General features: G+C 28.5%; 11 protein-coding genes. 5 read left to right on the top strand and 6 right to left on the bottom strand.

Annotation, left to right across the window (positions count from 1 at the left end):
* Window positions 1-259: 259 nt before the first annotated feature.
* Entirely contained in the window at window positions 260-1,006 is a 747-nt protein-coding gene (locus tag IEW75_RS15205; protein ID WP_229714475.1) for a DUF4294 domain-containing protein, read from the bottom strand.
* Window positions 1,007-1,099: 93 nt separating this feature from the next.
* On the opposite strand from IEW75_RS15205, the gene IEW75_RS15200 reads away from it, so the two are divergent.
* The 5 genes from IEW75_RS15200 to IEW75_RS15180 all read left to right on the top strand — a co-directional run bounded on the left by IEW75_RS15200 (window position 1,100) and on the right by IEW75_RS15180 (window position 7,362).
* Window positions 1,100-2,188, top strand: coding sequence for a M42 family metallopeptidase (locus IEW75_RS15200; RefSeq protein WP_134249358.1), 1,089 nt, complete (start codon window positions 1,100-1,102; stop codon window positions 2,186-2,188).
* Window positions 2,189-2,238: 50 nt separating this feature from the next.
* Window positions 2,239-2,781 carry an NUDIX hydrolase gene (locus tag IEW75_RS15195; RefSeq protein ID WP_134249356.1) on the top strand — a complete coding sequence of 181 codons (543 nt, stop codon included), beginning with the start codon at window positions 2,239-2,241 and terminating at the stop codon, window positions 2,779-2,781.
* Window positions 2,782-2,796: 15 nt separating this feature from the next.
* A complete protein-coding gene (locus IEW75_RS15190) occupies window positions 2,797-4,713 on the top strand; it encodes a DUF294 nucleotidyltransferase-like domain-containing protein (RefSeq protein ID WP_134249353.1) in 1,917 nt (638 codons plus the stop codon).
* Window positions 4,714-4,715: 2 nt separating this feature from the next.
* Window positions 4,716-5,381 (top strand): 3'-5' exonuclease, encoded by a 666-nt coding sequence (locus IEW75_RS15185; RefSeq protein WP_134249352.1) that lies wholly within the window; start codon window positions 4,716-4,718, stop codon window positions 5,379-5,381.
* 64 nt (window positions 5,382-5,445) lie between these two features.
* Complete coding sequence (locus tag IEW75_RS15180) at window positions 5,446-7,362, top strand: DUF294 nucleotidyltransferase-like domain-containing protein (protein WP_134249350.1); 1,917 nt, start codon at window positions 5,446-5,448, stop codon at window positions 7,360-7,362.
* A gap of 75 nt (window positions 7,363-7,437) precedes the next feature.
* Here IEW75_RS15180 and IEW75_RS15175 read toward each other — a convergent pair whose 3' ends face one another.
* From IEW75_RS15175 to IEW75_RS15155, 5 genes are all read right to left on the bottom strand, one after another.
* Window positions 7,438-7,695, bottom strand: coding sequence for a DUF6952 family protein (locus tag IEW75_RS15175; protein ID WP_134249348.1), 258 nt, complete (start codon window positions 7,693-7,695; stop codon window positions 7,438-7,440).
* A complete protein-coding gene (locus IEW75_RS15170; RefSeq protein WP_134249346.1) occupies window positions 7,676-7,990 on the bottom strand; it encodes a thioredoxin family protein in 315 nt (104 codons plus the stop codon). The genes IEW75_RS15175 and IEW75_RS15170 overlap by 20 nt, the downstream gene beginning before the upstream one ends.
* 12 nt (window positions 7,991-8,002) lie before the next feature.
* Window positions 8,003-8,644, bottom strand: coding sequence for a peroxiredoxin (locus IEW75_RS15165; RefSeq protein ID WP_134249344.1), 642 nt, complete (start codon window positions 8,642-8,644; stop codon window positions 8,003-8,005).
* 145 nt (window positions 8,645-8,789) lie between these two features.
* A complete protein-coding gene (locus IEW75_RS15160) occupies window positions 8,790-9,953 on the bottom strand; it encodes a sigma-54-dependent transcriptional regulator (protein ID WP_134249342.1) in 1,164 nt (387 codons plus the stop codon).
* A 102-nt stretch (window positions 9,954-10,055) separates the two neighbouring features.
* The gene (locus IEW75_RS15155) at window positions 10,056-10,886 is read right to left on the bottom strand and encodes a mechanosensitive ion channel family protein (protein WP_134249340.1); all 831 of its coding nucleotides are present in this window, start codon (window positions 10,884-10,886) and stop codon (window positions 10,056-10,058) included.
* Window positions 10,887-10,909: the final 23 nt, after the last annotated feature.

The following is a 10,909-nucleotide window of genomic DNA, read 5'->3' as shown; positions in this document are numbered from 1 at the left end:
TTTTAAGCCTCTTTTGCAATAAATTCAAGAACGTTACTAACTAATTAATTACCCCGTTAGCGGATGCAAATGTAACATACAATCTCGGTTCTAAACAAACTTTTTTAATGTTTTTTTAATATTTTTTTCAGATTAATTTTAGTAGACTCTTTTTAAGCCTTTTAGTACTATAAAAAAATAATGGAAATAACCATTAAAAAAATGCGGGCTACTAATATAACATGTTTTTTTGATTGAACCAATTAAAAATTTCAAGAATTTAATTCTTTTTTCCGGGAGGTTTTGGTAAAATGACATCTTTCGAACTCAATTCAATATAATTAAAATCAAGTTTTGAAGGTTGCTGTATTAATGTACCATCTACAAAAGCTCTTTGTAAAATGTCTTCTATGAGGTAATCTTCTTCAATATTAATTGGGTCATATTCTTCTTTTAAAGATAACTTAAAAAGGTTTGCCGTTGAATTGTACCAAAATGCTTTCCATCCGCTTCTTAAATCTTTAACTAAATTAAAAGCTGTATTACCCGTTTGCCTGTGGATTAATTTTATTAAAATTCTTCCTTCCGTACGGGTTAATTTTTTTAATTGATCTGTAAATTCTCCTTCTAAGTACTTTTGAATTCGCTTTGTGTAGATTCTTTTCTTTCTTTTGGATTTAATATTATCAACTCTTTCATTCAAAACTTCTAAGCGTTCGGAAGCTAATTTTGCATAAGGGTATGCTTTTAATGTTTTTTTTCGAAACCAATAATAATACCTTCTATCGTAATTTGTTTTAAATTTTAACTTCTTTAATAATAAAACTTCCTCTAATTCTATTAATAAAGTATCACCTTCAAAAATAATATATTGTTCAGTTAAAGGAATAGAATCCTCAAACTTTTGTTCTTGAGCGAAAAGATAAGTGTTACCCAACACTAAAAATAGGAAAATAAAATTTTTAATCACCTTTATCATATTTACAAACCATACTATCAAAAATAATTCCAAAATTACAACTTTCATTTTTACTTTTTAGTATCTATATCTTAAAATGATTCTTATAATTATTTGCATAAATAACATTTTAGTATCTTCGTTCTTTAAAAATAAAAATTAATTATGCGTAAAAATATTTTAAACAAAAAATCTATTACTTTTTTAGAAAAGTATTTAAATAATGCATCTCCTACTGGATATGAGAGTAAAGGTCAGAAAATTTGGATGGATTATTTAAAACCATATGTAGATACATTTATTACTGATAACTATGGAACTGCTGTTGGTGTAATAAATCCGGATGCTAAATTTAAAGTTGTTATTGAAGGTCATGCAGATGAAATTTCGTGGTATGTAAATTATATTACACCTGAAGGATTGATTTATGTAATAAGAAATGGAGGAAGTGATCATCAAATTGCACCATCAAAGATTGTAAACATTCATACTAAAAAAGGTATTGTAAAAGGTGTTTTTGGATGGCCAGCAATCCACACTCGTGTAGCTGGAAAAGAAGAAACTCCAAAATTAGACAATATTTTTATTGATGTAGGTTGTAAAACTAAAGAAGAGGTTGAAAAATTAGGCGTTCATGTTGGATGTGTTATTACCTATCCGGATGAGTTTTTTATTTTAAATAAAAATAACTTTGTTTGTAGAGCTTTGGATAATAGAATGGGGGGATTCATGATTGCTGAAGTAGCACGTTTACTTAAGGAAAACAATATTGAATTACCTTTTGGATTGTACATAACCAATTCTGTTCAAGAAGAAATTGGATTAAGAGGTGCAGAAATGATTACACATACAATTAAACCTAATGTTGCAATTGTTACTGATGTATGTCACGACACTACTACACCAATGATAAATAAAATGAAAGAAGGAGAAACAAAATCTGGTGACGGGCCTGTTATAAGTTATGCTCCGGCGGTACAAAACAATTTAAGAGAATTAATAATTGAAACTGCCGAAACAAGTAAAATTCCATTTCAAAGATTAGCTTCTTCTAGAGCAACTGGAACAGATACTGATGCGTTTGCTTATAGTAATGGAGGAGTTCCTTCTGCATTAATAAGTTTAGCATTGCGTTATATGCATACAACTGTTGAAATGGTGCATAAAGATGATGTTGAAAATGTAATACGCTTAATTTACGAATCGTTACTGAAAATTGATCCAAAAAAAGGATTCAGTTATTTTAAATAAGTTATTATAAAGGCTGTTTAAAATTATGATGTTAATCAGCCTTTATTATTATGGATGAATATATTGATATATTAAATGAAGCTGGTGAGCCAACTGGAACAACTTGCCTAAAGTCCGAAGCACATAAAAAAGGGCTTTTTCATGCCAGTGCTCACATTTGGATTTTTAATAACAGTAAAGAAGTTCTTATTCAAAAAAGAGCTTCAAACAAAGATACATTTCCAGACTTATGGGATGTTTCTGTTGCAGGGCATATTTCAGCAGGTGAAAAACCTAATATTTCAGCTATAAGAGAAATTCAAGAAGAGATAGGATTGTCTTTAAAGCAACATAATCTAAATTATGTAGGTACTTCAAAAAAAAGAATTGAACATAATAAGGAGTTTATTGATTATGAACTACACCATATATATATATGTAAAATAAATTTTGATATAAAGTCCTTAAAAATTCAAACTGAAGAAGTTTCTGAAATAAAAAACATAGAACTTCAGGCTTTAATCGAAGCTGTAAATTCTAAAAACAATAATTTTGTTCCACACGGAAATAGTTATTATAATTTTGTTTTTAACACAATAAAAAAATATCATTAGTTTTTAATAACACTTATGAAGAATACCATAGCCGAAAGGATTCTGGATTTTTTAAAAGGATATCCTCCCTTTAATTTAATTCCAAAACCTACATTATTAGAAATTGCTAAAAAAGTAGAAATTCATTATTTTGAAAAAGACCAAATAATATTTAGTCAAAACGATAGTCCTCATGAACATTTTTATATAATTTATGAAGGTGCTTTTAGATTATACAGATTTGCTGAAGGCAAAAAACATGTGTTAGATATTTGTGATGAAGGCGATTTATTTGGCTTAAGACCACTTATAATGAAAGAAAATTATTTAATGGGTGCTGCAGCTAATGAAGAAACTATACTATATGGCATTCCAATTAATCTTTTTAATGATATAATTTTAAACTATCCGAAAGTAAGTCAATTTTTAATTGCAAGTTTTGCTACCAATACAAGAGATCCTTTTTCTGAAAAACACAAAGGAAAACTATTTGCTAATATACAAGCTATAAAAAAGGTGGAAAATAGTTTTTCTGAAACACAAGCTGTTAAATACACTCCAAACCCTATTACTTGTAATGCAACTACAACGATAAAAGAAGCAGCTATAATAATGACAGAAAATGTTATAAACTCTATTGTTATAACAGAAAATAAAAAACCTATTGGAATTATTACAGACAAAGATATACGCACAAAAGTTGGAACTGGACATTTTAAAATTACAGACATTGCCGAAAAAATTATGTCACATCCTGTTTTTACGTTTCCAGAAAAATTAGCTGTTGCAGAAGCTCAAATTGCACTTTTAAAACATAAAGTTTCTCATTTATGTATTACAAAAGATGGAACAAATAATTCAGAATTAGTCGGTATTTTGGCTGAACAAGATTTAAATTTAATTCAAGGAAACAATCCTTTATTACTTATTAAAGAAATTAAAAAAGCAAAAGATGCAGAAACCTTAAAATATATTAGATTTAGAGCTGGTGATTTAACTAAGGGTTATATTGAACAAGAAATACCAATTTATTTTGTAACTAAAGTTATTTCAGAAATTAATACCGCAATTACAAAAAGAGCAATTCAGCTTTCTATTAAAGAAATTGGCAAAGAACCTCCTACAGATTTTACCTGGTTTGCCGTTGGTAGCCAAGGTAGAAAAGAACAGTTGTTAATGACAGACCAAGACAATGCCTTAGTTTTTGAGAATGTTGACGAATCCGAATACAAAAATGTAAAATGTTACTTTTTAGAGCTGGCAACTAAAGTAACCGAAAAATTAAACATTGTTGGTTTTGACTATTGTCCTGCAAATATAATGGCAAGCAACCCAAAATGGTGTTTATCTTTAAAGGAATGGAAACAACAATTTAAAGAATGGATAAAAGATCCTATCCCTGAAAAAATTCTACTAAGTATTATCTTTTATGATTTTGAACTCATTTATGGAAATCAAGAATTATATGATAATATGGCTAAAAGTGTTTTAAAGCACATTAAAAAAAATCAATCATTTTTAGGCTTTTTAGGAAAGGTAACTCTAGACAATCCAGCTCCATTAGGCTTTTTCAAACAATTTTTAGTTGAATTAGATGGAGAAAATAAAGACAGTTTTGACATTAAATCAAGAGCTATTAGACCTTTAACTGACGCTGCAAGAATATTTTCACTCTACCACGGACTTCAAATAAATAATTCAATTGCTAGATTTGAAAAATTAATGGAAGTAGAACCTCAAAATGCCGATTTATTTGAATCTTGTGCCAATGCATTTAAAATATTATTACAATTTAGAACTTTGCAAGGCCTAACTAATAACAATACTGGAAGGTATGTAGATATTAATAATCTGAGTAAAGCAGATAGATTAAAATTAAAAAGTTGTTTTAAACCAATTAAAAATATTCAAGACTCCTTAAAGCTTCGTTTTAAAATAACTCAAATAATATAATCATGATTAATTTTTTTAAAAGAAAAAAACATCCTAAATTTTGGAAAGATTATATAGAAAAAGTAGAAAGTTCTAAAAATTACAACAATTATGAAGCAATTCGATTTGTGGCTTTAGATACCGAAACTACAGGATTTGATTATGACAAAGACAGAATACTTTGTATAGGAGCTATAGCACTGAAAAATAATAAAATTCAAGTAAACGACTCTTTTGAAGTTTATGTTAAACAAACTACTTTTAATAAAGAAACTATTAAAATTCATGGAATCAGAAAAAATGGAACTGAAGTAAAAGTTAGTGAAGAAGAAGCTTTAATTCAATTTCTTGAATATTTAGACGATGCAATTATTGTTGCGCATCATACAAAATTTGATATTACAATGATAAATCAAGCTTTAAAACGTTTAAAAATTGGTCCATTACAATCTAAACTACTAGACACTAATTATATTCATAAAAAGATTGCGCCGGAGAATAGGTTTAAAAAATTATTTAGTTTAGACGAACTTTGTAATTTATACAATATAACAATGCACGATAGGCATACAGCTTCTGGTGATGCTCTTTTAACCGCTATCTTATTTTTAAAACTTACCGCTAAATTCAAAAAAAACAACATCTTAAATTTAACCGAATTAATTAGAACTAATTACTATTTATCTTAAACAAAACATCTTTAAAAGTTAATATTATTTTGTATTTTTAGTGTTTACCTTAGTCCCATTATCTATGAAAAACACTATTGCAGAACGTATTTTCGATTTTCTAAAAGACTTTCCTCCTTTTAATATTTTAGAAAAAGATCAATTATTTGAAATTGCTTCAAATATTAAAGTAACTTATTTAGAAAAAAACAACTTTATCTTTAAACAAGAAGCCCAACCTCATAATTGTTTTTATGTTGTAAAAGATGGTGCTATTGGTCTTTATAGAACAATGGGAGAAGATCAAATTTTAGTAGATATTTGCGATGAAGGCGATTTATTTGGTTTACGACCAATTATACAAAACGATCATTATTTAATGAGTGCCAAAGCAAATGAAGAATCAATTATATATGCGATACCTGTAGAAATTTTACAAGAAATTATAAAAACTAATACCAAGGCTCATAAATATTTAATTGCAAGTTTTTCGTCGAATATAAAAACACCTTATGCAGTTACCTCAAACTCAAACTTATTTGCAAATGTAGATTCTTTGGAAAAAACCAACACATTTTCTGAAGTTCAAACAGCCAAATTCAGTAAAAACCCTATAACTTGTGTACCAAGTGCAACAATAAAGGAGGCTGCAAATATTATGAGTTCTAATAGAGTTGGCTCCATATTAATTGTTGAAGATAAAAAACCTATAGGAATAATTACCGATAAAGATCTTCGATTAAAAATTGCAACTGGTTTATTTTCTATTGAAGAAAAAGTTGGTACAATTATGTCATTTCCTGTAATTACTTTTCCCGCCAAAATTACCATTGCTGAAGCTCAAATTGCAATGATAAAATATAAAATAACCCATTTATGTATTACCAAAGATGGCACACCAGATTCCGAACTTATTGGTATATTATCTGAACACGACATAGTGGTATTACACGGAAATAATCCTTCGGTACTAATTAAAGAATTAAAAAGAGCTAAAAACGTAGCTTCATTAAAATATATTAGAGAAAAAACCTCCGCTTTACTTAACAGTTATATAGAACAAAACATTCCAATTTCATTTATTTCAAAAATAATTTCTGAAATTACTGATGCTATTACCATAAAAGCAATTGAACTTTCTTTAGATGAAATGGAAATACAACCTCCTGTAAAGTTTGGCTGGCTGGCTTTGGGAAGTCAAGGAAGAAAAGAACAATTATTAATTACAGACCAAGATAATGCCCTGGTTTTTGAAGATGTTTTTAATGAAGATTACCATAAAACAAAAGACTATTTTTTGAAGCTTTCAAAAAAAATAACAGACAAGTTGCATACTGTTGGATTTGAATATTGCCCATCAAAAATGATGGCTAGTAATCCAAAATGGTGTTTATCGTTATCCGAATGGAAATCACAATTTAAAAACTGGATTACAAAACCTTCTGAAAAATCAATTATGATGTGTACCATCTTTTTTGATTATAATTTAGTGTATGGAGATTCTAATTTAGTTCGTAAAATGTCTAAAAGTATTTTTAAATCCATAAAATCTTATGAAATATTTTTAAATTTTTTAGGAAAGAATGCTTTAGTGAACCCTCCTCCACTTGGATTTTTTAGACAATTTTTAGTAGAAAGTGATGGAGCACATAAAGATCAATTCGATTTAAAAAGTCGTGCTTTTATGCCTTTAATAGATGCTGCTCGCTTACTTATATTGTCTCACAATGTGAAAAACAAAAATAATACTATAGAGCGATTTGAAAAACTAGCAAAATTAGAACCTCAAAATAAAGATTTGTACTTTTCTTGTATAGATGCTTTTAAAATATTGTTACGCTATAGAACCGAGCAAGGCATAAAACATAATGATTCTGGCAGATTTATTGAATTAAATAATTTAAATAAATCTGAAAAGTTAAAATTAAAAGGATGTTTTAAACCTATTAAAGATATTCAGGAATTATTGAATATTAGATATAACTTAGCTCAAATGATGTGAAAACTGTATTTAAACAAAAAAATCCCGAGCAAAACTCAGGATTTCTTATAATTATTTTAGTAGTAGTAAATTATATTAAGAATCAATAGAACCCAAAACACGTTTCATAAACGTGTTTAAAGCTTCTTTTTTTGGCATGCCATCTTTCACCATTTTATCAACTTCAATAGCCCCATAAAGATTAGAAATAATTTCACCAATAACATCTAACTCTTCATCTTTTAAAGAAGAAACTTCTGTTAAAGCCTCCAAAGTTTCTATGGTTTCAACAACGTAATCTTGATCGTTTTCTTCGATAAAATTAGTGAGGTGTTTAATTACTGGTAACTTCATTTACTAAATCTTTTAAAATTTCAAATTTATTTGTTTGTACCTGATTTACAAAAGCTCCTGCCTTAAAAGTTGCAAAGGTTGGTAAATTATCTACAGTTGCTAATTTACGTGTATTTGGAAATTTTTCTGCATCAGCAATTACAAAAACAGCATCTGGATTTTCGGTAGCCAATTTTTTAAACTTTGGTTTCATAATTCTACAATTACCACACCAAGTTGCTGCATATTGCACAACTACAGTTTTATTATCACCTACTATTTGCTCTAGATTATCTTCTGTTAATTCTTGAAACATAATTTATTTATTTTAGTGTGAAGCTAAATAATCAGCAGTTCCTTTTGCATTAGGCGCCATTGCATCTTTACCTTCTTCCCAGTTTGCCGGACAAACTTCTCCTTTTTCTTGTACGTGAGTTAAAGCATCAATAAGACGTAAATATTCATTAACATTTCTTCCTAAAGGCATGTTATTAATACTTTCATGTTGTACCAAACCATCTTCATCAATTAAGTAAGTAGCTCTATATGATACATTATCACCTTCTACCTGCACAGTCCCAGTAGCTTCGTCATAAGTTTCATTTGTAATATCTAAAATACCTAAAATACTAGATAAATTACGGTTACTATCCGCTAAAATTGGGTATGTAACACCTTCTATTCCACCATTATCTTTTGGAGTATTTAACCAAGCAAAGTGTACTTCAGGAGTATCACAAGAAGCTCCTATAACAATAGTATTTCTTTTTTCAAATTCTCCTAATGCCGCTTGAAACGCGTGTAATTCGGTAGGACAAACAAATGTAAAATCTTTTGGGTACCAAAATAAAAGTACTTTCTTTTTGTTGTTTACTGCTTCTTCTAATACGTTTACTTTAAATGTATCGCCCATATCGTTCATTGCATCTACATTTAAATCTGGAAATTTCTTACCTACAGCTGTTGCCATTTTTTTATTATTTTAATTATTAATATTCTTTTTTAACACCACAAATATACTGTCAAAATAGAGAAAAAAAATAAAAATCTTATGCTAATTATTTATATTAGCATAAGATTTATTTATAACCATCAACCTATATCATAAGGATAGACTATTTACTAGCGAAAAGCTTAATATCATTTTCTGACACTTCTTTTTCACCTAAAATAATAAGTCGTTCTACAACATTTCTAAGTTCTCTAATATTTCCAGTCCAGTTATATTCTTGTAATAACTTTACCGCTTTTTCTGAAAAAGATTTGATAGCTGTACCTTGCTCATTTGCAACTTGCTCTGCAAAAAAGTTAATAAGTAAAGGAATATCATCTCTTCTTTCATTTAATGAAGGAACTTCAATTAAAATAACTGCCAATCTGTGGTATAAGTCTTCTCTAAATTTTCCTTCTGAAATTTCTTGTGTTAAATTTTTATTAGTTGCAGCAATAACTCTAACATTTACTTTTATATCCTTATCACTTCCAACTCTAGATATTTTGTTTTCTTGCAATGCTCTTAAAACTTTTGCTTGAGCAGACAAACTCATATCCCCAATTTCATCTAAAAATATTGTTCCACCATTTGCAGCCTCAAATTTACCTGCTCTGTCTTTATTTGCTCCAGTAAACGAACCTTTTACATGTCCAAATAATTCGCTCTCTATTAATTCTGAAGGAATTGCAGCACAGTTTACCTCTATCATTGGAGCTTTAGTTCTATCGCTTTTTTCGTGAAGCCAATGTGCTACTAACTCTTTACCTGTTCCATTTGGCCCTGTAATTAAAACTCGGGCATCTGTTGGAGCAACTTTTTCAATCATATCTTTTATATGAGATATAGCCTTACTATTACCAATCATCTCATATTTTTTACTCACTTTTTTCTTTAACAATTTATTTTCAACAATGAGTTCTTTTCTATCGAGTGCATTTCTAACAGTATTTAATAAGCGGTTTAAATCTGGTGGTTTTGATATATAATCAAAAGCTCCTAAACGCATTGTATTTACGGCTGTGTCTAAATCTCCATGACCAGAAATCATAACAATTGGAATTTCTGGTTTTATTTTTTTTGCTTTTTCTAACACCTCGACGCCATCCATCTTTGGCATTTTTATATCGCAAAGCACAAGGTCGTAATCAGATTTTGAAATCATTTCAATTCCTAATAAACCATCTTCTGCTTCTTCAACTTGATACGCTTCATTTTCTTCTGAAATAATTTTTTTTAATACTCTGCGAATTGCAGCTTCGTCTTCAATTATTAATATTTTCGACATTTATATTATTATTTTAATGAATTTTGAAATTATAATTATTTTTACTTCAAAAAGTAAGCCAACCTTTAGTATCTGCTAATAACTATCTCGATTTTAAACTATTTATTTTTTTGACTTATAAAAATGTACGTCTCTTTGAGGAAATGGAATTGAAATATTGTGTTCTCTAAAAAGTGCATCTATTTTAAAACGAATATCACTTTTGGGTAATGCAGCCTCAAAACTATTATTTAACGTGAATATTAATTTAAAATCTAAAGAACTATCCCCAAAATTAATAAATAAAACCTTAGGCTTTGGAGTCGAAATTACATCTGGATGTGAACTCGCAGCTTCTAATAATAATTTTTTAACTAATTCTATATCGCTTCCATAGGCAACACCTACGAGTATATGTTCTCTTGTTTCTGTTCCGTTTTCGGTCCAATTATATAAACTATTTGTAAGGTATAAATGGTTTGGGATAATTAGCACCTTATTATCTATCGTAACAGCTCGAGTTGTTCTTAGCTTAATTTCCTCAACTCTACCAACTTTACCATCTAACTCAATAATATCACCTACATGAACTGACTGATCAACTAAAATAAAAACACCAGAAATAATATCTTGAAACAAAGTTTGTAACGCCAAACCAACACCAACCAATAATGCTGCGGATGCAGCAAAAAGTGCAGTTACATTTACTCCAATATTATGTAATGTCATTAAAATAATAACAACATAGATAAACCACTTACTAAACGAAAACAATGATATAAATTTTACTTTATCATCATTTGGCAACTTTTGTGTAATTAGTTTTCTTAATAATTTTAGAATTAATGATGTAAAAAGTAAAGCAACAATAACTAGTAAAATTGCCTTAATAGTTATGTGGATATCTTTACTAAAAGTAAATTCATAATTCAAAAACTCCATTAATTTATTCATAAAAAGAGTTTAAAATTTAATTG

It is taken from the genome of Lutibacter litoralis (assembly GCF_014646675.1).
In the GTDB taxonomy this organism is placed as follows: domain Bacteria; phylum Bacteroidota; class Bacteroidia; order Flavobacteriales; family Flavobacteriaceae; genus Lutibacter; species Lutibacter litoralis.
The sequence above is the reverse complement of the archived record's forward strand: the minus strand, read 5'-3'. Positions and strand labels throughout refer to the sequence as shown.

Bases quoted from the DNA above. Each gene is read 5' to 3' on its own strand.
- IEW75_RS15205 (WP_229714475.1), bottom strand. From the start codon at position 1,006: ATGAAAGTTGTAATTTTGGAATTATTTTTGATAGTATGGTTTGTAAAT.
- IEW75_RS15175 (WP_134249348.1), bottom strand. From the start codon at position 7,695: ATGAAGTTACCAGTAATTAAACACCTCACTAATTTTATCGAAGAAAAC.
- IEW75_RS15160 (WP_134249342.1), bottom strand. From the start codon at position 9,953: ATGTCGAAAATATTAATAATTGAAGACGAAGCTGCAATTCGCAGAGTA.
- IEW75_RS15180 (WP_134249350.1), top strand. From the start codon at position 5,446: ATGAAAAACACTATTGCAGAACGTATTTTCGATTTTCTAAAAGACTTT.
- IEW75_RS15165 (WP_134249344.1), bottom strand. From the start codon at position 8,644: ATGGCAACAGCTGTAGGTAAGAAATTTCCAGATTTAAATGTAGATGCA.
- IEW75_RS15185 (WP_134249352.1), top strand. From the start codon at position 4,716: ATGATTAATTTTTTTAAAAGAAAAAAACATCCTAAATTTTGGAAAGAT.
- IEW75_RS15195 (WP_134249356.1), top strand. From the start codon at position 2,239: ATGGATGAATATATTGATATATTAAATGAAGCTGGTGAGCCAACTGGA.
- IEW75_RS15190 (WP_134249353.1), top strand. From the start codon at position 2,797: ATGAAGAATACCATAGCCGAAAGGATTCTGGATTTTTTAAAAGGATAT.
- IEW75_RS15155 (WP_134249340.1), bottom strand. From the start codon at position 10,886: ATGAATAAATTAATGGAGTTTTTGAATTATGAATTTACTTTTAGTAAA.
- IEW75_RS15170 (WP_134249346.1), bottom strand. From the start codon at position 7,990: ATGTTTCAAGAATTAACAGAAGATAATCTAGAGCAAATAGTAGGTGAT.